The following is a 19,241-nucleotide window of genomic DNA, read 5'->3' as shown; positions in this document are numbered from 1 at the left end:
TTTTTGTCGCAGGTACAGCAGGTGTTGCAGGTTGATACCGCTCCCCTGTAGGAGCGGCCTTGTGCCGCGAATGGGCTGCAGTGCAGCCCAAGAATTTCAGTGTGGGAAGAGTATCGCCGGGGCCGCTTTGCGGCCCTTTCCGGCCAGTCCGACGCCTCGGCAAGGCCGCTCATACAGCGCAGTCAGTGCGAAGCCATCAGCACTCGACGAAAGCGACAGCCAGGCCGCCGCGGGAGGTTTCCTTGTAGTTGGCGTGCATGTCCGCGCCGGTGTCGCGCATGGTGCGGATCACCCGGTCGAGGGAGATGAAGTGCTCGCCGTCACCGCGCAGGGCCATCTGCACGGCGTTGATGGCCTTCACCGCGGCGATCGCGTTGCGCTCGATGCAGGGAATCTGCACCAGGCCGCCGACCGGGTCGCAGGTCAGCCCGAGGTTGTGCTCAAGGGCAATCTCGGCAGCGTTTTCCAGCTGTGGCGGCGTGGCGCCCAGCACTTCGGCAAGCCCCGCGGCGGCCATCGAGCAGGCCGAGCCCACCTCGCCCTGGCAACCCACTTCGGCGCCGGAGATCGAGGCGTTCTTCTTGCACAGGATGCCCACTGCGGCGGCGGCCAGGAGGAACGCCACCACGTCGTCGTCGCAGGCGCCGGGGTTGAACTTCATGTAGTAATGCAGCACCGCCGGGATGATCCCGGCCGCGCCGTTGGTGGGCGCGGTGACCATGCGCCCGCCGGCGGCGTTCTCTTCGTTGACCGCCAGGGCGAACAGGTTGACCCACTCCATGGCGCTGAGGGTCGAACCGATCACGTTGGGCTTGCCGACCTCCTGCAGGCTGCGGTGCAGTCGCGCCGCCCGGCGCTTGACCTTGAGCCCGCCGGGCAGGATGCCTTCGTTGCGCAGGCCGTTGTCGACGCACTCGCCCATGGCCGCCCAGATTTTCAGCAGGCCTTCGCGCACCTCGCTTTCCGGGCGCCAGGCGCACTCGTTGGCCAGCATCAGCTGGCTGACGCTGAGGTTGTGGGCCTTGCACAGGGCCAGCAGCTCGGCGCCGCTGGAGAACTCATAGGGCAAGGCGACCTCGCTGTCACTGCCTTGCGGCGCATCGATCTCGCTTTGCTCGACGATGAAGCCGCCACCCACGGAGTAATAGGTCTGGCTGAACTGGCTGCCCTGCCCGTCGAAGCTTTCCAGGGTCATCGCGTTGGGGTGATAGGCCAGGCTCTCGTCAAGCAGGCGCATGTCACGGCTGTACTGGAACTCGATCGGCTGGCTGCCATCGAGCATCAGGCACTGCTCCTGCATCAGCTGATCGATGCGTGGCTCGATGCTGTGCGGGTCGATGCGGTCCGGCCACTGGCCCATCAACCCCAACAGGCAGGCGCGGTCCGTGGCGTGACCGACACCGGTGGCCGACAGCGAGCCATAGAGGCGCACCTCGACTCGCCGCACCTGGGCCAGCAGGCCGCGTTCACGCAGGGCCTGGGCGAAGGTCGCCGCGGCGCGCATGGGGCCGACGGTGTGGGAGCTGGACGGGCCGATGCCAATCTTGAAAAGGTCGAAAACACTGATAGCCATGCTAATGCCTGACCGTGACAACCACATACGATTTGCCACGGCTCTCTGGAAAATTTGAGCGGTATTGCCAAGTTGCGCGATACTGCCCCTCTCAGGCCAGCTTGACCAACGAAACTTCCTACATAAGCCTTTAGCAGGACTAAACGATGAAAGGCCCACTCAACGGCCAGGTGTTCGTCTGGCTGCACGTGTTCTCCTGTGCGGCGCGGCACCTGTCGTTCACCCGCTGCGCCGAGGAGCTGCACATCACCCCCGGCGCGGTCAGCCAGCAGATGCGCCAGCTCGAGGAACGCCTGGGCTTTCGCCTGTTCCTGCGCCGCGCCCGCGGTGTCGAGCTGTCCGCCGAAGGCCAGCGCCTGGCGCAGACCGTGGCCGAGGCCTACGGCGGCATCGAGGCCGAGCTGCTGCGCCTGGATGCCGGTGAAATCCGCGGCACCCTGCGCCTGCGTTCGATCCCCTCGTTCCTGGCCAAGTGGCTAACGCCGCGCTTGCCGCGCTTCCAGCAGCGCTACCCGGACATCGAACTGCGCCTGGTGGCCGAGGACAGCAACCAGGCGTTGCACCCGGAAGACTTCGACCTGGCCATCGACCTCAACGACGGCAGCTACCCGGGCATGCTCTCCACCCCGCTGCTGGACGAGCAGATCTTTCCGGTCTGCTCGCCGGCCCTGCTGCGCGGCCGCCCGCCGCTGCACGGGCCGGCGGACCTGGCCCACTACCCGCTGCTGCACGACATCACCGCCTGGCGCGGCAGCTCGGAATACGCCGAATGGGAGTTCTACCTCGACGGCATCGGCGCCGGCGGGCTGGACGTGCGCCGCGGACACACCTTCAACCGCAACCACCTGACCATCGAGGCCGCCATCGCCGGGGTCGGCGTGGCCATCGCCCGGCGCACCCTGCTCAACGACGAGCTGGAGCGCGGCGCGCTGATCGTGCCGTTCGGGGTGCCGATCGCCAACCACAAGCGCTATGTGCTGCTGTATCCGCCAGGCGGGCTGAGCCAGCCCGGGGCGCGAGCGGTGCATGACTGGCTGGTGGAAGAGGCACAGGGTTTCCGCGCCTTGCATGCGCTGAAGCTGCCCGCCAACTGAAGGTATTCGGACCGGACGGCTTCCTCAATCGGCAAACGCCCGCACCAGGTGCTCGATCACCGCGCGCACCCTGGCCGTGTGGCGCAAGTCCTGGTGAGTGACCATCCACACCTCGTAGGGCTGGCTGCGCGTACGCTGTGGCCAGACCCGCCGCAGACCGTCGCGCTGCCCCAGCTCCACGGGAATCTCGCCCAGGCCCAACCCTTCGGCGATGCCCCGACGCAGCATCATGCTGGCATTGGCCGCCATCACCACCCGGCCCTCACCCATGGGCACGTCCACCAGGGTCGGTACCCCACGATCACGCCAGTACGGCTCGTACACCACCAGGTCGTGGCCGGCGAAACTGCCCTCCTGCGGCATGCCACGACGCGCCAGGTAGTCCGCCGAGGCGAACAGGCCCATCTGCCAGCTGGCCAGCTTGCGCAGCACCAGGTCAGGACTGTCCGGGCGCTGGTTGCGGATGGCGATGTCGGTTTCGCGTTGCGACAGGTTGACGATCTCCGAGCTGCCGCTGAGCACGATGCGCACCTCGGGGTGTCCCTCGTGCAACCGGCGCAATGCCGGAATGACGAACTCCAGGGCCAGGGAATCGGTGGTGGCGATGCGCACCTCGCCGGCCTGTTCGTTATCGCTGCCCCGGGTGCGACGGGCCAGCTCCAGGGCGGCCTGCTCCATCTTCTGCGCCAGCTCCACGGCCACTTCGCCGGTGGCGGTCAACTGGTAACCGGCGGGGGTGCGCAGGAACAGGGTCGCGCCAAGGTCGGCCTCCAGCGCCGCCACCCGCCGGCCCACGGTGGCCTGGTCGACGCGCAGCACCCGGGCGGCGCGGCGCAGGGTCAGTTCGCGGCTCAAGGCCAGCAACATGCGGGCGTCATCCCAGTTCATTCGCTCACTCCATTACTTGTCGGCCCGCAGGCATCGCGGCAGGAAACCCACCTGAAGAAAATCTGCAAAGGTGCGTCGCAAAATCGCCGCGCGACCGCGCAGCGTGGGTTTCATACCCTGTGACGCACCGGGCCAAAGCGGCCTTTCCTCAGAATGACAGAGGTCTTCATGCGTCACATCCCCACTCACATGACCGCCATCGACATTACCCAGCCAGGAGGCCCCGAGGTCCTGCAGGCCGCCCCCCATGCCACGCCTCGACCAGGCCCTCGGGAGGTGCTGATCCAGGTCCATGCCGCCGGCGTCAACGGCCCCGACCTGCTGCAGCGCAAGGGCCTGTACGACCCGCCCGCCGGCGCGCCGGACATTCCGGGGCTGGAGATCGCCGGCAAGGTCGTGGCCATCGGTGAGCAGGTCCGCCACTTTGCCGTGGGCGACGCGGTGATCGCCCTGGTCCAGGGCGGCGGCTATGCCGAGTACGCCGTGGCCGACGAACGCACCACCGCGCACTTGCCGGACAACCTGTCGATGGTCGAGGGCGCGGCCTTGCCGGAAACCTTCATGACCGTCTGGGTCAACCTGTTCCAGCGCGGCGGCTTCAAGGCCGGTGAAAGCGTGCTGATCCACGGCGGCGCGTCCGGCATCGGCACCACCGCCACGCAACTGGCCCGGGCCCTGGGCGCGGCGAAGATCCTCACCACGGTCAATGGCGCCGGGCAACAGGCCGCCAGCCTCGAACTGGGCGCCGACGTGGCCATCGACTACACCCGCGAGGACTTCGTCGAACAGGTCATGTTGCACACCGAGGGCAAGGGCGTGGACGTGATCGTCGACATCATCGCCGGCGACTATGTGGCCCGCAATTTCAAGGCCGCGGCCATGGATGGGCGCATCGTGCAGATCGGCGTGGTCAAGGGGCCGGCCACCGAGGTCGACCTGTTCCCCCTGCTGACCAAGCGTCTGACCCATATCGGCTCGACGCTGCGCGCGCGCAGCGCCGACGACAAGGCGGCGATTCTCGCGGACCTGCAGGCCAAGGCCTGGCCCCATGTGCGCAGCGGCGCGGTCAAGCCGCTGGTCCATGCGACTTTCCCGCTGGCGGCGGCCAGCCAGGCCCATGCCCTGATGGAGTCTGGCCGGCATATCGGTAAGGTGGTATTGAAGGTTGCGCACAACGGCTGAGTCAGTCGAGCGCGCCGCTGCCCAGGGCGATCCTGATCGCCTGGGCGGTGGTGCTCACCCCCAGGCGCCGGCGGGCGGCACGCAGATGATTTTCCACCGTGCGCACCGACAGGCCCAGGGTGGCGGCGATATCGGCCTGACGTTGCCCGGCGGCGGTCCAGGCCAGCACCTGGCGCTCACGCGCCGACAGTTGCCCCTCGCCGGGCGGTGCCTCCAGCAGCCGCCGGGCGCCGAGGAACGCGGCGTTGGCCAACAGGGTCAGGGCCAGGCGCGCCGACGCCGAAGCGTCGACTCGCACGCCACCCAGGCTCATCGCGCCCTCCAGGCCTGCCGGGCCGAACACCGGCACTTGCAGGCCATGGATACCCGGTCCGCCGGGCACCCGCACCACCCGATAGCGTTCGCCGTCGTCGCTCGGCTGCTTGCTCCAGAAGAAGGGTTCACGCGCCGCCAGCAGATGGCGCGTCACCGGGCAATGGCGCACGTAAGTCCGGGCATCGACCATCTGGCCGTCACCGAACCAGTCCCCTTCCACCCAGTGGATGCGCTCGACCACCTCGTCCCGTGCGGCGCTGGCGCTGAACAGCACGAAACGGTCATAACCCAGCGGCCGGGCGATGTTGCGCACGGCCGTCTGGATCGTCGCCAGGGTGGTGGCCTGCTCGATCTGCTGGATCGCCTGGACCACCTTGTCGAACGGCATGCCACTCACCCGCCGTTGGCCGCCTTGAGCAAGGCCGCGGCGGCCAGCTTGCCCAAGGCGTTGCCGGCCAGCGGGCTGTCGCCGGTGAGCAGCCGGCGATCCTGGTGGACCGCGCCGGAGATGCCGTCGTTGACGATCTCGACGCCCTGGGCCTGCAGGCGCTCACCGAACTTCCAGGTCAGGTGACCGGGCATGTAGCCGATGTCCGGGGTCTTGGCATCCAGCTCATCGGGGAAGGCGCAGATCTTGTAGCCGTCGTAGAGCCTGCCGCCGGCCAGCAGCGCCGCCGGACCGTGGCACAGGGTGATGACGAACTTGTCGTGGTCCGCCGCCCATTTCAGCACCTGGGCGACCTCTTCGCTTTCCGGCAGGCCGATCAACGCGCCGTGGCCGCCGGGAATGAAAACGCCAATGTAATCGGAGTCGTCACCCAGGGCGCTGTCGATCACCTCGGCGAGCTTGCGCGGCTGCTTGAAGGCGGGCTTGTAGCGCTCGAACAGGCCGAGCACCTGCTGGTCCTCGCGCGGCATGGCCCAGTATTCGAACTTGACCGGGTTGCCCGACAGGGTCGCGACGTCGAAGGCGAAGCCGGCCTTGTCCAGGTGGTACATGGGCAGCAGGGTTTCCACGGGGTGGTTGCCGGTGGAGAACAGCGTGCCGTTGTCGGTGAGCAGGTAGCGCTCGTCGGCGCCGATCAAGAGGATTTTCCAGCGTCCGCCCTGGTAGGCGTCGGGGTAGTCCGCACCGCTGAGATCAGACTTGGGTGAGGTGAACTGGCTGAGGGAATACGGCGAAGGGAAGAAGGCATTGTCCTCGGCCGGATCGGGGGTCGGGCGTTTGTCATCGTTGTTGCTGGTCATGGCTGTGCTCCTGTGCCTGGGGGGTTACCGGATCCATGCTAGGAGGCCACCGGATGAGCGGCAATGAGGGTTTTCCCTCAATGGCTGCCTGTGGCATCGGTACATCAGACCGCGCGGTCCTTGTGTAGGAGCGGCCTTGTGCCGCGAAAGGGCTCAGGGCAGTCTAGTCGAGCGCAGCGGGTGTATCGACGTCGCGCAATACACCTGCATCGTCTACCTCGACCACCTGCAATTGCTGCCGATGCCGTTGCAGCACCGAACGCGCGCCCTCATCGCCGGCCATCAGTGCAAGTTCAGGCCAGTAGTTGCGCCCAAACAGCACCGGATGCCCATTCTGCCCCAGATGACGCGGCACCACGATGACCGAAGGGCCAGCAGTTGCGATCAGACGCTGGAAAGTCGCGGGCAGAATCCACGGCATATCCCCCAACAGGATGGCGACCGCCTTTGCCTCGCTGTCCCCCAGCGATGCGGCGCCCGCCGCCAGGCTATGGCCCATGCCCAGCCCGGCATCGAGACTATGGACAACCCGACAGCCTGGCGGCAACCCCAGATCCTCGCCCCGCTCGCCAGCACGCAACACCACGCGCACCTCGTCGAACGCCGCCAGGGCGCGCTCGACGCTGTGCTGCAACAGACTGCGACCATCGCCAAGCATGGCCCGACGCTTGTCCGCGCCAAAGCGCGAACCCTGGCCGGCCGCCAACACCAGCGCGACGACGCTCACAAGGCCTCGCGGGCAATGCCGCTACGGGTGCGCAAGATATCGGCGAGCACCGCCAGGGCGATCTCCGCTGGCGTCTTGCTGCCCAGGTTGAGGCCGATGGGCGCATGGATGCGCGCCATCTCGGCATCGCCGAGCCCGCCGATACGGCGCAGGCGTTCACGGCGCTTTTCCGAGGTGGCCCGCGAGCCCATCACGCCAATGTAGAACGCTTCGGTGTGTACCGCTTCGAGCATGGCCAGGTCGTCGATCTTCGGATCGTGGGTGAGCGCCACCACCGCCGTGTCGCGGTGGCAGCCGCCGTTGGCGATGAACAGCGAGGGCAGTTCCCGACGGATTTCTATCCCGTCGAGCACCACGTTGTCCATCACCTCGTCGCGAGGGTCGCACAGCACCACCTCGAAGCCCAGGCCCTTGCCGAACTCGGCGCAGAAGTGCGCGACGCTGGAATACCCGGCCAGCAACAGGCGCTGGGCGGCACCGACGCGCAAGCGCACGCGATGCTCGCCCTGCTCCACCCGTGGTCCCTGGCTGTGGTCGTCCTGCACGCGGCGCTTGCCCGTATGCAGGTCGACCTCGCGCACAAGCCGGCGGCGGCCCAGCAAGGCCGCCTCCAGCTCACCCAGGTGCGCCTGGGTCGCGCAGTCGCCCGGCAGGTTCTCCACCAGCACATCGAGGATGCCACCGCAGGGCAGGCGGATGTTGCCACGGGTGTCGCTGCCGTCGCCATAGCGCACCACGGCGACGGCCCCGGCGAACTCGCCGGCGGCGACGCGCTCGAGGAAATCCTCCTCGACGCAACCACCGGACAGCGAGCCGACCCAGTGCCCCTGATCGTTGACCGCCAGCAGCGAGCCCGGCGCGCGCGGTGCCGAGCCATAGGTGCAGAGCACCGTGCACAGCCACACGCGCAGGCCATCACGCGACCACTGCGCCGCCTGGCGCACCACCTGCAGGTCGAGATGCTGCACGGGTCAGTCCGCCTTCAGCTGGGCCAGCTGCTGGGTGGTCATGTCGCCCGGCAGGCCACCCCAGGCTTCGCGCAGGTAGTTGACCATGTCGGTCAGCTGCCGGTCGTCGAGCTTGTCGGCGAAGCCCGGCATCGGCTGCATGCGCTCGAAACCGGTGAACTGCTGCTCGCGGATGCCGTCGACGATGGCCTTGACCAGGTTGCGCGAGTCGGCCTGGCGCAGCACGGTGTTGCCGCGCATGGCCACGGCGATGTGCGGCTTGCCCTCGCCCTCGACGCCGTGGCAACCGGCGCAGACATTGAGGTACTGCTGGCGGCCGCGCTTGGCGCTTTCGCCCATGGTCTCGTGGGCGACTGTCTGCACCACCTTGGCCGCCGGCGGCTGGTCGCCGAGCAGGTAGGTGGCCATGGCCGACAGGTCGCTGTCCTGCAGATGCTGGGTGCTGTGGTGCACCACCGGGTACATCTCGTTGAACATGCTGCCCTGGGCGCTGACACCGTGCTTGAGGAAGGTCGCCAGGTCCGCATGGTTCCAACCACGGTCGGCCAGGTCCTGGGCCAGCAGGCTCGGCGCCAGGTAGCCCAGCAGCAGGCCGCCGGTCAGGCGCTTGTCCTGCTGCAGCGCGCCAATCGGGTTGCGCGGGGTGTGGCACTCGCCGCAGTGGCCGAGCACCTCGACCATGTACTGGCCGCGCTTCCACGCCTCGCTGTTGCCCTTGCCCTCCTCCAGCTGCACGCTCTTGCCGTACAGCAGGTTCCAGCCGATCAGGCCGGTGCGCACGTTGAACGGGAAGCTCAGGCTGGTTTCCGGTGCCGGACGGTTGATCGGCGCCACGCTCATCAGGTAGGCATGAATCGCATCGGAGTCCTCGCGCTTGACCAGGTGGTACGAGGTGTACGGCATGGCCGGGTACAGGTTGGCGCCGTCCTTGCGCTTGCCCTCGGTGAGGGCGGCGAAGAACTCGTCGCTGCTGTAGTTGCCGATACCGTACTGCTTGTCCGGGGTGATGTTGGTGCCGTAGATGGTGCCGAACGGCGAATGGATCGGCAGGCCGCCGGCATAGGGCGCGCCGCCTTCGGCGGTGTGGCAGGCCATGCAGTCGGCGGCGCGGGCGAGGTATTCGCCGCGCTTGATCAGGGCCTCGTCCGCCGCCTGGGCGTTGAAGGTGACCAGTGCGCCGATGGCCAGGGCCAGGCTGCTTAGAACTCGCGTCATGCTCAGCCCTCCTTGACCAGGCCGAGGTCGCCCAGCACTTCGCGGGTCGCCTCGTAGTAGCGCACGTAGCCGGTGCAGCGGCACACATGGTGGCCGAGGCTGGCCTCGATGGCGCCCTCCAGCTCACTCTGCTTCAGCGGCTTGCGCTGGGCTTTTTCCACCAGCACCGTGGCGGCGTTGACGAAGCCCGGCGCGCAGTAGCTGCACTGGAAGGCGAAGCGGTCGACGAACTTCTGCTGGATCGGGTTCAGCTCGCCGGGGTTACCAGCTTCGTCGAGCTTGGCGTGGCCTTCGATGGTGCGGACTTTCTTGCCCTCGAAGTAATGCGCCCCGGTGATGCAGGTGCGCACTTCCTCGCTGGTGCCGTCAGGGTTGTCGACGATCACCACGCAGGCATGGCAGATGCCCTGGCCGCAGCCCAGGCGCGAGCCTGTGAGGTTCTGGTATTCGTGCAGGAAGTCGATCATCGCCAGGTCATCGGGGACCACTTCGGTGACGACAGGTTGACCGTTGAGGGTCAGTTGCAGCTTGCGGTCAGCCATTGAGGGCCTCCTTGACTCGGGCGGGGGTGATGGGCAGGTCGCGCACGCGCTTGCCGATGGCGTGGGCCACGGCGTTGCCGATGGCGCCGACCACCGGGATCATCACCACTTCGGCGATGCCCTTGGACGGGTCGGTTGGCGACAGCGGCGGCAGGATCTCCGAGGTCTGCTTCCACACCGCCACATGTTTGGCCATCGGCAGGCGATAACGGTTGAAGTTCCAGTCGCCCTCGCCCGGCCCCCCCTCGTACAGCGGCATTTCCTCCAGCAGCGCATGGCCGATGCCCATGGCGATACCGCCTTCGAGCTGGCCCTTGACCAGCTCCGGCACCAGCACCCGGCCGCACTCGACCCAGCTGTGGTGATTGAGCACCGTCACCTCGCCGCTGCCCTTGTTGACCTTGACCTCGACGATGGTCGCCACCGGGCTGTAGTAGGTGACCATGGCGTTGTTCAGCTGGGTGGCCGGGTATTCGGCGTTCTGCCGGTCGAGCAGGTGGAAGCCGGCGCTGTTCATCTGCGCCTTCTTCGCGTTCACCGCACCGTCGCCGTATTTCACCGCCACGGCATCGAGCGGCAGGCGCTCGCGCACGCCATCGATGACGAAGTCGGCCTCGGCCCAGCTCCAGCGGTTGAAGCCGTGCACGCTGACACCGGTGACCAGGCCCATTTCGTGGGCTTTCTTGGCCAGCGTGGCGAACGGGATCGGCGCCAGGCCGTTGCCGGTCAGCTCACCGTTGACCCACACCGCGTTCTCGCGGCGCACCACCAGCGGGTTGGCCTGGCCGCCATACGGGCCCTGGCTCCACAGGGCCATGGCCGCTGGCCACAGGCCGTGATTGAACAGCACGCGAGCCGCTTCGCGGGTGGCGTGGCTGAAGTAGAACGCCGAGTTGGTCGCCGACGACGGCGAGGCCAGCTTGCCGACCCAGCGCGGGTTGCGCAGCGCGGCGTCCTGCTCGGCCTGGCTGATCAGGTAGGGGTTGCCGCTGGTGGTCAGCGCCAGCTCCGGCCATTCGGTCTGGGCGGTCATGACCTCGTCGGCGACACGGCCAAGGAAATCGCTGACCACCAGCGCTTGCGAGGTCGACATGCCGGTGCCCAGCTCGGTGCCGATATGGCGCAGGCTGATGCGGCCATCGGCAGTGAACTCGACCGCCGCCATCGGCGCCTCGGAGCCGGTACCGAAGTCTTTCTGGGTGATGGCAAAGCCCACGCCGTACCAGTTGTCGTGGTCCTTGGCGTCCTCGGCCTGCTTGCGCGCCTGACGGTTCTTCCACCAGTCGTGTTCGGCAGCCTTGTCGAGAATCTCGTGCAGGCGCAGGGCGCCGGCGGGCACCGCGCCCTGGGTGTTCTTCATGCCCGACTTGAGCGCGTTCTTGCGCCGCAGTTCGATGGCGTCCACACCCAGGCGGTCAGCGATCTCGTCGACCATCATCTCGGTGGCGGCCATGCTCTGCAGGGTGCCGTAGCCGCGCATGGAGCCGGCCTCGACGCCACGGGAATGGTAAGCGGTCACCGACAGGTCGTTCTGCGGCATGTAGTAGATCGACTGCGCCGCGGTGGCGCCCACGGCGGCCACCGACGGGCTGTAGTTGATGCGCCCGCCACCGTCGACGCTCATGTCGGCGCGGAAGATCTTGAAGCTCATGTCCTTCTTGTCGACGGCCAGCTGGTAGCGGATGTCGAACGGGTGGCGCTTGATGCCGCTCTGGAACTGCTCGTAGCGGTCGTTGGCCAGTCGGATCGGCACGCCCGCGCCGTACAGCGCGGCGACGGCGGCGTAGAACACGAAGATGTTGTTGTCCTTGGAACCGTAGCCGACGGTGTAGCCCGGGTGCATGTTCAGGTGCTTCAGGCCGAAGCGCGACGGCTTGATCATGTGCACGCATTCCTGCGCCACTTCGAACGGGCACTGGGTGGCCACGACGAAATGCAGGGTGCCGGTGGCCGGGTCGAACCAGCCGTTGCCGTTGTCCGGCTCGAGGGCCGCGGGCTCGATCGACGGGGTATTGTAGCGCTCGTCGAACAGCAGCCAGTCTTCCGGCGGCTGCTTGAGCTGCTCGTCAATGCGCTGGGCGTAGAACATGCCCTGCTCGGTGAGGGTGCCGTGCTGCTTGGGCTCGGCGGTCCATACCGGCTTGCGCGCCAGGATGGTGGGGAACAGCATGGTGTTCTTCAGGCTTGAGTATTCGTCCTCGTCGAACGGCGTCTTGCCGCCCACGCGCACGAAACGGAAGCTGCCGTAGGGGTCGCGCTGGTACAGCGGGGCCTGGGCGCCGTAGCGGATCGCCTGGTCGTTGAATTGCAGCTTGAGCTTGGCCTTGCGGAAACGCTCGAAGTCGTTCCAGATCAGGATCGCCACCGGGTGGCCGATGAACATCGGCACCTGGCCCGGGGGCAGCAGCGGGTCCGGCGAATGGGCTTCGGGCCAGGCGATGCCGTCCTTCTTCAGGTCGTCGGCGGTGACGATGCGGTCCGGCTGCAGCTCGGCGCCCAGCAGGGACAGGTCGTAGCCTGCGTAGAGGCGGTCGGCCTTGGTGGCCTTGAGCAGCATGGCGTGGCCCTGCTGCTGCGGCCAGCCGGGCATGTCCTTGGCGCGGATGTCGCGGGCGAACACCTTGTTGCCACAGACCTTGGACAGCGCGTCGTTACGGAAACGCGCCTTGCCGTCGTGGTTCATCCACTTCTGCGGCGAGGTGGTGACCTTGTTTTCCATCAGGGCGGCGAAGGCCTGGCTGCCGAGCGGCGCCAGGGTCACGCCGACACCGGCGATCAGCCCGCCTTGCAGGAACGAGCGCCGGGAAATATCACGGTTGGACATGGTTGATCCTCTGGGTAGCTCTTGGGCTGCCCATGCTTTTTCTGGTGCTTGAGAAACTGGGAGGGCGCGCACGATCACAAAAACTGACTACGAAGTCAAGTTAACGATCGTAGGGTGCCTCTGCAAGTCAAGCAGACAACTTGTCGCGGGGTGGGGCCTTCAATTGGATAGGGCCCATGGCGAGGGCAACCGAGGCATCGCCGCTGCATGGCACGGGCGTTGCCCGTGATCGCGGGACAAGCCCGCTCCTACAGGTGGGGGCGTAATCACGGGCAAAAAAAGACGCCTCATCAGAGGCGTCAAGACATTCACCTGTAACCAAAGGAGCACGTGGGCTTCTCAAGGTGAATCCGGGAAATGTTCAGAGGATCGACAGCGGGTACTCGACGATCACCCGCACCTCGTCCAGGTCCGATTCGAAGGCCGTGGCCCGGGTAGTGGCCTGGCGCACGCGCAGCGACAGGTCCTTGGCCGCGCCGGTCTGCACCACGTACTTGACCTCGATGTCGCGCTCCCAGCGCTTCTGGTCGGTGAGCGGGTCACCGTTGTCGTCGCGGCGCATGTAGTAGGCGTTGGCGTGGCTGTAGTCGGCGTCGCTGCCACGGCCATAGCGGGTCATGAACGACAGGCCCGGCACGCCGTAGGCGGCCATGTTCAGGTCGTAGCGCAGCATCCACGAACGCTCTTTCGGCGAGTTGAAGTCGCTGTACTGAATGGAGTTGTCGAGGAAGATCGAGTCGGACTGGCGCAGGTAGTCGAAATCGTCGTCGCCGTTGTTGCGCTGATGCGTAAGCGCGAGGGTGTGGGCGCCGTAGCGCACGCCGAGCTTGGCGCTCCAGATGTCGTTGTCGAACTGCCCCAGGCGCTGACGCCCTTCATCCTTGGCATTGTAGAAATTGAACCCGCCGATCAGCGCCAGCTCATCCGACAACGGCCAGGTCACGCTGGTGCCGACGTAGTACTGGTTCCACACGTCCTTCAGGCGGCTGCCGAACAGGCTCACGCTGACGTTTTCGTTGATCGCGTAGTCGCCGCCGCCGTAGGCGATCCATGGCGAGTCCACCGGGCCGCCGTAGAAGGTCACGAAGTTCTCGCGCAGGTCGCTGGACACCGGCTGGCTCATGGCGTGCAGACGCCCGGCTTGCAGTGTCAAGCCTTGCAGGCTGGTGTTCTCCAGGGTCACCCCGCGAAAGCTCTCCGGCAGCAGTCGCGAGTCGCCGGCCGCCACCACCGGGTTGACCGGAAACACGTCGCCCACCCGCAGCACGGTGTCGAACAGGCGCACCTTGGCCGCACCGCCGACCTTGCTGTATTCGTCGCGGGCCTGGCCGTCACGGTCCACCGGCAGCACATCGAACGAGCTGCGCCCACCGTTGCGCCCGCCACCGGTGTCGAGCTTCAGCCCGAGCATGGCGAAGGCATCCACGCCGACGCCCACCGTGCCCTGGGTGAAGCCGGATTCGAAGCGGGTGATGATGGCGTGGGCCCAGGCTTCGGAGTAGCCGTTGTCGCTGGCCTTGCCGGGGTTGCTGGTGGGGGCGCGACCGTCGCGATGGTCGCGGTTGAAATAGTAATTGCGGTTGAGCACGCTCAGGCGGCTGCCCTCGATGAACCCTTCCTGCTGCGTTTCTGCAGCCCAGGCCGTCGGGCCGAAGCCGGCCAGCGCCACCAGGGCGGCCAGGGAAAATGTTGGATTGCTTGTCATCCGTTGCTCCTTCGATTGCGGCTGTTCTGGTTCTCGGGCCTTGGCGCTGGAGCGTCCCTGGTCTGGCCAGATGCGTGCGCACCCAGCCCCGTTGGCCGAGCCTGATGCTCGCCGCTGGCGGATAACGGGAAGGTGATGGGAGGATTACAATCGTGTCATTCGCGGCCGTGGAATCGGCATCCCCGGCCACCTTTCATATCTGTAACCCGGGCGTCATGCCGCTGTCGGCTGCCCGTCGCTAGCGTGGACTGCGAAACGAACCTTTCGGAGACACGCACCATGCTACGACCGACCCTGATCGCCGCCCTGCTGGCGCTTTCCCTTTCGGCCCAGGCCACGGGCTTTTCCAGGCTGGACAACGAGCAGTTGATCGAGGACCACCAGCAGGCCGTTGCGGCCTACGCGGCGCAACGCGCCAAACCAATGCCGGAGATCGTCGACTATCGCTATGGCATGAAGCTCGACGTCGCCCGCCTCGTGCGCCAGTCGGGCGACCCACGCACCTGCGAGGTGGTGCCCCGGCTGATGACCTTCGAGGACAGCCAGGGCACCCTGCGCACCGTGCGCTACTCGGTGCAGTCGCAATGCATCAACAACAAGTAGCTCAGCCGCGCAGCCCGTCCACCAGCTGCAGGCTGTTGCGCCCGCCGCGCTTGGAGGCGTACAGCAGCACGTCACCCTGCTCGATCAGGGCCGCCAGGCTGGCCGGTGGCCGGTCGAACAGGTTGGCGCCAATGCTCAGGGTCACCGCTTCGGGGGTGCGGAACGACTGCTCGGCCGTGACCTGGAACTGCCGGCGCAAGGTATCGGCGAGCTGTTCGATGGCCTGGCGCGAAGCATCGCCCAGCAGGATGACGAACTCGTCACCGCCCAGGCGCGCGGCGATCGCCCGTTCCGGCAGCAATGCCCGGATCATTTCGCTCAAGGCCACCAGCAGGCGGTCACCGGCGGCGTGCCCGTGCAGGTCGTTGACCAGCTTGAAGTGGTCGATGTCGATCAGCAATAGAGCGCCCGGACGTTGCGCCGAGACCTCCTTCAGCAGGTTCGCCGCCCGCACCTCAAGGGCGCGACGGTTGTACAGCGCAGTCAGCGGATCACGCGCGGCCAGGCGCTCGATGCGCTCCTCGCGGCGGTAGCGCACGGTGCCGGTCATCGACAGGGCGATCAGCATGATCGCCATGGCGCCCTCCACCAGCGACGCCTGGATGATCTGCCCACGGAACGCCGTGAGGTCGATCAGCGTCCCCGGCAGCAGCGCCGGCAAGGTCTTGGCCAGGTAGAACAGGCCGTGCAGCAGCAGGATGTAGCGCAACTGCACCGCTCCCACGCTGAGGGACTTGCCGTGCGGGCGCAGCAACGCGCTGGCATACAGGGTGAAGCCGGCGACCAGCAGCGAGTTGAGCACCAGGAAAGTCTTCGACCACAGCGGCCATTGCGGCAGCAGCAACAGGCCCGACCAGAGCAGCGGCGCCAGGTAGCAGGCTCGTGACAGGCGCGCCTCGGTGAAGCGCGACACCCCCAGCAGGAACAGCCAGTGGGCGGCGACCAGCATGCCGTTGGCGAACCAGATGCCGACGAACAGATAACCGCTGCCGCGCAGCAGGGCAAGCGAGGAGCCGACGCTGATGGTGGCGAAGCTGGCGCTCCAGCACAGCAAGGAGGACTCGCGCACGCTGATCCATTCCACGGCCAGGTACAAGGCGGCGACCGCGGCCAGGGCGATGGAGAGGGTCAGCAGGGTGGAAGCGTCGAACGCCATGGGTGGGGGTGGCCTGTGTATTACCGTTCAGAGCGCTGATTGTATGCGCTCGACGGCGTTTGCACAGGCACATTTGATATCCAAATGATGGCATCCTGACGAACAACCCATCCGCTCGCGCTATCGCCCGGCAAGGAAGCTCACCAGCTGTCGCCCATGGGAGCTCAGCGCCTCCCAGCCACGGAAGCAGATGCGCAGCTCCAGGGTCGCCCAGCGCTCCTCCAGCGCCACCCGGCGCACCGCCAGTTCCTGTTCGGCGCGCACCGCGGCGGTCTCGGGCAGCATGGCGATGCCGGCGTGCTGGGCCACCAACTGCGCGATGGCTTCGAAGCTGGGGGCGCGCACCCGCACCTTCAGCGGCATGGCCAGGTTCATCGCCAGCTCCTCGACGAAACGCTGCATGGCGCGCTCGGCCGGCAGGCAGACGAAGGGAAACCCCAGGGCATCCGCCAGGCGCAGTTGGCCACGCCCGGCCAACGGGTGATCGAGCGGCACCAGCAGCACCAGGCGCTCGGTGCGAAACGGCAGCGACACCAGGCCATCGTTGACCAGGTTGCCGTCGTACACGCCGATCTCGCACTCCCCGGCCAGCACCACCCGCAGCACATCGATGCTCTTGTGCTCGACCAGTTGCAGGTCCACCTCCGGGTAGTCGGCCAGGAACGGCCCGAGCACCGCCGGCAGCAAGGTGCTGTTGGTCACCGTGGAGGCCGCCAGGTGCAGGGTGATGCGCCGCTGGCCGGCCAGCTCAATGAGGGTGTCGTGCAGCTTCTGCGCCTCGCCCAGCACGCCGCGTGCCGACTCCAGCACCAGGCGCCCGGCGGGGGTCAGTTGCATGCCGTCGGCCTTGCGCAGGAACAGGGTCAAGCCACAGCGTGCCTCGAACAGGCGCAGCCGGGTGCTGGCGGCCGACACCGCCACCGGAAAGGTCGCCGCCGCCTTGCTCAGGCTGCCGGTCGCGGCAATGGCCGCGAGCAGGCGCAGATCCGCCAGGTCGAAGTGCATCAGGGCTTCTCCAAATCAGAACGCCATGTTCGAGAAAAAGCGATTCTAGCCTGCCTGCGTTCTGCGCAGAATAAGCCACGCCCCCTTGCCGTCACGGACCTGTCATGACCCGCCTGCCCGCCCCGCTCCACCGCGCCCTCGCCAACGGCAGCCTGTATGCCGTGCTCGCGGCCCTGGGTTTCAGCTTCAAGGCCATCTTCGTCAAGCTCGCCTATGCCGCCGGCCCCGTGGACGCCATCAGCCTGCTGGCGCTGCGCATGGCCCTGTCGCTGCCGCTGTTCGCCTGGCTGGTGTGGGCCAGCCGCGGTCAGGGCGGTGCGCCGCTTAGCGCCGGCGACGGCCTGCGGGTGGCCCTGCTCGGCCTGTTCGGCTACTACCTGGCCAGCCTGTTCGACTTCTATGGGCTGCAGTACATCAGTGCCGGCCTCGAGCGCCTGATCCTGTTCACCTACCCTACCCTGGTGCTGGTGATCCAGGCCATCGTCCAGCGCGAACGCCCCACCCTGCGCACCCTGGCGGCCATGGGCCTGTGCTACCTGGGGTTGGGCATCGCCTTCGTGCATGACATCGGCAGCGCGGGCGCCGGCAACCAGGTGCTGGTCGGCTCGCTGTGGGTGTTTGCCAGCGCGGTGACCTATGCCCTGTACTACTCCGGCACCGGGATGATGCTCAAGCGCATGAACTCGATGCGCCTGGCCGGACTGTGCGGCAGCGCCTCGTCGCTGATGGTGCTGGCCCATTACCTGCTGGTGGCGGATGTCGCGCCGTTGCTGAATCTGCCGAACGCGGTATGGCTCAACGCGGCGCTGATGGCGTTGTTCTCCACGGTGCTGCCGATCTACTGGGTGGCCCTGGCAATCCAGCGCATGGGCCCCACGCACACGGCGGCGGTGGGCAACCTGGGGCCTGTACTGACCATGCTGGCGTCGTGGTTGATCCTCAGCGAGGCAGTCTCGCTGTACCAGGTGGCCGGACTGGTGCTGGTGCTGTTCGGGGTGTCGCGGCTCAAGCCTGCGAAAAAGCCCGAGCCCCAGCCCGCAGTCCCTGCACGGTCCCTGTAGGAGCGGCCTTGCCGAGGCGTCGGACCGGTCGGAAAGGGCCGCAGAGCGGCCCCAGGATTTCAGCGTTGACGCATCAATTGCCGGGGCCGCTATGCGGCCCTTTCGCGGCACAAGGCCGCTCCTACAAAGAGCATGTCGCGCTTGTGACTATTGGCGAATCCATGGCATAGAAAGCAGTCAACCTGCATTGCGCCATCCTGGAGATTCCCCATGAGCAAGCCCTACGTTCCGCCCAAGGTCTGGACCTTCGAGGCGCCCTCCGGCGGCCAGTTCGCCAGCATCAACCGCCCGGTGGCCGGCCCCATCCACGACAAGCCGCTGCCCACCGGCAAGCACCCGCTGCAGCTGTACTCCCTGGCCACGCCCAATGGCGTCAAGGTCACCATCCTCCTGGAAGAACTGCTGGCCCTCGGCCACGGCGGCGCCGAATACGACGCCTGGCTGATCCGCATCGGCGAGGGCGACCAGTTCGGCAGCGGCTTCGTGCAGGTCAATCCCAACTCGAAGATCCCCGCCCTGCTCGACCGCGGCGTCGAACCGCCGGTGCGGGTGTTCGAGTCCGGCGCGATCCTCTTGTACCTGGCGGAAAAGTTCGGCGCCTTCCTGCCCAAGGACCTGGCGGCACGCACCGAGAGCCTCAACTGGCTGTTCTGGCAGATGGGCTCGGCGCCTTACCTGGGCGGTGGCTTCGGCCACTTCTACGTCTACGCGCCGGAAAAGTTCGAGTACGCCATCAACCGCTTCACCATGGAAGCCAAGCGCCAGCTCGACGTACTCGACCGCCGCCTGGCCGAAAGCGCCTACCTGGGCGGCGACGCCTACAGCATCGCCGACATCGCCGTATGGCCCTGGTATGGCCAGCTGGTGCGCGGCAACCTTTACGGCGCGGCCGAGTTCCTGGCGGTGCACGAATACCCGAACGTGCAACGCTGGGCCGAAGCCATTGCCCAGCGCCCGGCGGTACAACGCGGCACCCGCGTCAACCGCACCTGGGGCGAGGAAGCCAGCCAGGTGGCGGAGCGCCACGCGGCCTCCGACCTGGATTGAAGCGAGCCTGAAAACGGCCGGCACAAATAGTGGCATTTTGCCCTAAAGCTGCCGGCCTCTTGGCCGTAAACCTTGATCAGGTTCAACC

The 19,241-nt window shown here is 67.0% G+C and carries 17 protein-coding genes; 5 read left to right on the top strand and 12 right to left on the bottom strand.

What is annotated here, in order from left to right; genetic code table 11:
* Positions 1–196: 196 nt before the first annotated feature.
* On the bottom strand, positions 197–1,573 hold the full coding sequence (locus tag V0R62_RS06975; RefSeq protein ID WP_330103246.1) for an L-serine ammonia-lyase: 1,377 nt from the start codon (positions 1,571–1,573) through the stop codon (positions 197–199).
* A 146-nt stretch (positions 1,574–1,719) separates the two neighbouring features.
* Between V0R62_RS06975 and V0R62_RS06970 the strand changes: the two genes are divergently transcribed.
* Positions 1,720–2,667, top strand: coding sequence for a LysR substrate-binding domain-containing protein (locus V0R62_RS06970; RefSeq protein WP_330103245.1), 948 nt, complete (start codon positions 1,720–1,722; stop codon positions 2,665–2,667).
* A gap of 24 nt (positions 2,668–2,691) precedes the next feature.
* On the opposite strand, the gene V0R62_RS06965 is transcribed toward V0R62_RS06970, so the two are convergent.
* The gene (locus V0R62_RS06965; protein ID WP_330103244.1) at positions 2,692–3,555 is read right to left on the bottom strand and encodes a LysR family transcriptional regulator; all 864 of its coding nucleotides are present in this window, start codon (positions 3,553–3,555) and stop codon (positions 2,692–2,694) included.
* 189 nt (positions 3,556–3,744) lie between these two features.
* Between V0R62_RS06965 and V0R62_RS06960 the strand changes: the two genes are divergently transcribed.
* Entirely contained in the window at positions 3,745–4,737 is a 993-nt protein-coding gene (locus tag V0R62_RS06960; RefSeq protein WP_330103271.1) for an NAD(P)H-quinone oxidoreductase, read from the top strand.
* A gap of 1 nt (position 4,738) precedes the next feature.
* Here the strand turns inward: V0R62_RS06960 and V0R62_RS06955 are convergent, their stop codons facing one another.
* The 8 genes from V0R62_RS06955 to V0R62_RS06920 form a co-directional block, all read right to left on the bottom strand.
* Positions 4,739–5,440, bottom strand: coding sequence for a PA1136 family autoinducer-binding transcriptional regulator (locus V0R62_RS06955; protein WP_330103243.1), 702 nt, complete (start codon positions 5,438–5,440; stop codon positions 4,739–4,741).
* A 5-nt stretch (positions 5,441–5,445) separates the two neighbouring features.
* Positions 5,446–6,300 carry a glyoxalase III HchA gene (hchA, locus tag V0R62_RS06950; RefSeq protein WP_330103242.1) on the bottom strand — a complete coding sequence of 285 codons (855 nt, stop codon included), beginning with the start codon at positions 6,298–6,300 and terminating at the stop codon, positions 5,446–5,448.
* A 163-nt stretch (positions 6,301–6,463) separates the two neighbouring features.
* A complete protein-coding gene (locus V0R62_RS06945; protein WP_330103241.1) occupies positions 6,464–7,027 on the bottom strand; it encodes a nucleotidyltransferase family protein in 564 nt (187 codons plus the stop codon).
* Entirely contained in the window at positions 7,024–7,995 is a 972-nt protein-coding gene (locus V0R62_RS06940) for an XdhC family protein (protein ID WP_330103240.1), read from the bottom strand. The genes V0R62_RS06945 and V0R62_RS06940 overlap by 4 nt, the downstream gene beginning before the upstream one ends.
* A 3-nt stretch (positions 7,996–7,998) precedes the next feature.
* Positions 7,999–9,210, bottom strand: a complete 1,212-nt coding sequence (locus V0R62_RS06935; RefSeq protein ID WP_330103239.1) for a cytochrome c — start codon at positions 9,208–9,210, stop codon at positions 7,999–8,001.
* Positions 9,211–9,212: 2 nt separating this feature from the next.
* Positions 9,213–9,752, bottom strand: a complete 540-nt coding sequence (locus V0R62_RS06930; protein WP_110738705.1) for a (2Fe-2S)-binding protein — start codon at positions 9,750–9,752, stop codon at positions 9,213–9,215.
* Positions 9,745–12,576: a xanthine dehydrogenase family protein molybdopterin-binding subunit gene (locus V0R62_RS06925; RefSeq protein ID WP_330103238.1), complete on the bottom strand. Its 2,832-nt coding sequence runs from the start codon at positions 12,574–12,576 to the stop codon at positions 9,745–9,747. The genes V0R62_RS06930 and V0R62_RS06925 overlap by 8 nt, the downstream gene beginning before the upstream one ends.
* Before the next feature lie 361 nt (positions 12,577–12,937).
* Positions 12,938–14,281 (bottom strand): OprD family porin, encoded by a 1,344-nt coding sequence (locus V0R62_RS06920; protein ID WP_330103237.1) that lies wholly within the window; start codon positions 14,279–14,281, stop codon positions 12,938–12,940.
* A gap of 279 nt (positions 14,282–14,560) precedes the next feature.
* Between V0R62_RS06920 and V0R62_RS06915 the strand changes: the two genes are divergently transcribed.
* Entirely contained in the window at positions 14,561–14,884 is a 324-nt protein-coding gene (locus tag V0R62_RS06915) for a DUF2790 domain-containing protein (protein WP_330103236.1), read from the top strand.
* A 1-nt stretch (position 14,885) separates the two neighbouring features.
* On the opposite strand, the gene V0R62_RS06910 is transcribed toward V0R62_RS06915, so the two are convergent.
* Together V0R62_RS06910 and V0R62_RS06905 are read right to left on the bottom strand one after the other, a co-directional pair.
* On the bottom strand, positions 14,886–16,040 hold the full coding sequence (locus tag V0R62_RS06910) for a GGDEF domain-containing protein (RefSeq protein ID WP_330103235.1): 1,155 nt from the start codon (positions 16,038–16,040) through the stop codon (positions 14,886–14,888).
* A gap of 120 nt (positions 16,041–16,160) precedes the next feature.
* Complete coding sequence (locus V0R62_RS06905) at positions 16,161–17,045, bottom strand: LysR substrate-binding domain-containing protein (protein WP_330103234.1); 885 nt, start codon at positions 17,043–17,045, stop codon at positions 16,161–16,163.
* Between the two features lie 104 nt (positions 17,046–17,149).
* On the opposite strand from V0R62_RS06905, the gene V0R62_RS06900 reads away from it, so the two are divergent.
* Entirely contained in the window at positions 17,150–18,106 is a 957-nt protein-coding gene (locus V0R62_RS06900) for a DMT family transporter (protein ID WP_330103233.1), read from the top strand.
* 210 nt (positions 18,107–18,316) lie between these two features.
* The gene (yghU, locus tag V0R62_RS06895; RefSeq protein ID WP_330103232.1) at positions 18,317–19,153 is read left to right on the top strand and encodes a glutathione-dependent disulfide-bond oxidoreductase; all 837 of its coding nucleotides are present in this window, start codon (positions 18,317–18,319) and stop codon (positions 19,151–19,153) included.
* Positions 19,154–19,241 lie beyond the last annotated feature (88 nt).

The sequence above is a fragment of the Pseudomonas carassii genome, from assembly GCF_036324045.1.
In the GTDB taxonomy this organism is placed as follows: Bacteria; Pseudomonadota; Gammaproteobacteria; order Pseudomonadales; family Pseudomonadaceae; genus Aquipseudomonas; species Aquipseudomonas peradeniyensis.
Note: the sequence above shows the minus strand (reverse complement) of the source record. Positions and strands in the feature narration are given on the sequence as shown.